1 protein-coding gene is annotated in these 1,483 nt (G+C 63.4%); it reads right to left on the minus strand.

Annotated elements, in window-relative coordinates; translation table 11 throughout:
- Positions 1 to 27: 27 nt before the first annotated feature.
- The gene (locus tag BGE01nite_RS28735; RefSeq protein WP_170267145.1) at positions 28 to 1,350 is read right to left on the minus strand and encodes an IS4 family transposase; all 1,323 of its coding nucleotides are present in this window, start codon (positions 1,348 to 1,350) and stop codon (positions 28 to 30) included.
- Positions 1,351 to 1,483: the final 133 nt, after the last annotated feature.

Consider the following 1,483-nt stretch of genomic DNA (forward strand, 5'->3'; position numbering starts at 1 on the left):
CATTGAACACGCTGAAGCGCAATGCCGTTAAGGTGAAGTGGCAGGAAGGAGAGTTAACAAGACCTCTGGGTCGATGAAGACACGCTTTCGGATCACTGGCCAGGGTGAGTGCGGGCGGCGCAGTCCATGCTGGCAGCTGCGTGCTCGTCGTGGCGGGATGACGGCTTCACGCACCATGACCTGCAGCCACTTGTGGCTCATGGCTGCGCGCTGGGCTGGCGTCAGCACGTCTCCCGCTGACTGCAGCATGCTGGTGAGCTGCCCCAGCATCTGTCCCATCTTCGCGATGCTCAGGCGCAGCACCGGAAGGTCCGCTTCCGTGGCGGCTTCCACCCTTCGCTGAGCCACCTCGCTGGCTGCCAGCACCAGCGCCGCAAAGGCTCCCTGGGCCGTCTGCTCGCTGTCTGCCTGCAGCATGCTGGTGGCACCGGTGTGGCGCTTGAGCTCGCGGAAGAACAACTCCTGCTCCCAGCGCTGGGCGTAGAGCTTGAGCAACTCCTCCGCCGGATGTTTTCGCGCGTCCAGCAGCGTGGTCCACAACCGCAAGGTCTGCGCTTTGCCGCCCGTGCGCCGCACCTCGGCTCGCAGTTCACGCACGACCATTTCGCAGCTGGCTGCCTTGGCCCTCGCCTTGGTGTCGCTGCGCACCCGCATCAAGGCGCTGCCATCATGGAGCACCTCAAGTTGTTGCGCGCGCAGGTTGTCACGCACACGCATCAGGCAGTGCGCATGCCCCTGGCCCTGTTCCATGACCTCGAGCATGAAGCTGGCGCAGCCATAAAGCCTGTCGGCCAGAAGCAGGCTTGGGCCCAGCGTGGCCAGCGTTGGCAGGGTGCGCCGCGCGATGTCGATCTCCATCTCCATGCGCTCCATCCCCAGCGTGCTGCACGCCACGCTCAAGGGCGCATGAGTGCCCAGCTCCAGCAGCACGGCAGTGCTCCACTTCATGAAGGCACCTGCCGAAGCGCGCTGATTGCCCGGGCGCGGTCGTGTCATGGCCATCACTGCCGCGCTGTTGCGCAAACTGAAGTGGCTGCCGTCCAGCGCCAGAAGACGCAGGCCGGCGTGGAAGCTTTCGGCGTGGTCCTTGGGTCGCGCCAGGGGCTTGAGCACGCGGCCAAAAAGCTCCTGGTAAAACTCCCAGTTTAAAGAGGCACGGCGCTGGATGGCGGCGCTGTCGGAGATGCGGGTGTTCATGACAAGGCGCAGATGATGGCCAAGACTGCCGCTGCCTGCCAGTGCCTGCTGGATCATGGCCTGCAACAGCTGCGGCAGAGTGCTCTTGGCGGCGCAGTGAGTGCGCAGCCCGGCGGCCTCACGCGCACGCCTCACCTGTTGCGCGCCTGCCACCAAAAAAACGGTTCATCGAAAGAGGAGAGCTCATGTTGTTTAATCCATCTTAAACATCACAAACCCAGCCTGTTCCACCTTCTTTTCAACGCCTCCACCTTCATCGCATTGCGCTAAAGCGTGAACAACGTAC

The sequence above is a fragment of the Prosthecobacter gellanilyticus genome, assembly GCF_007992435.1.
In the GTDB taxonomy this organism is placed as follows: Bacteria; Verrucomicrobiota; Verrucomicrobiia; order Verrucomicrobiales; family Verrucomicrobiaceae; genus Prosthecobacter; species Prosthecobacter gellanilyticus.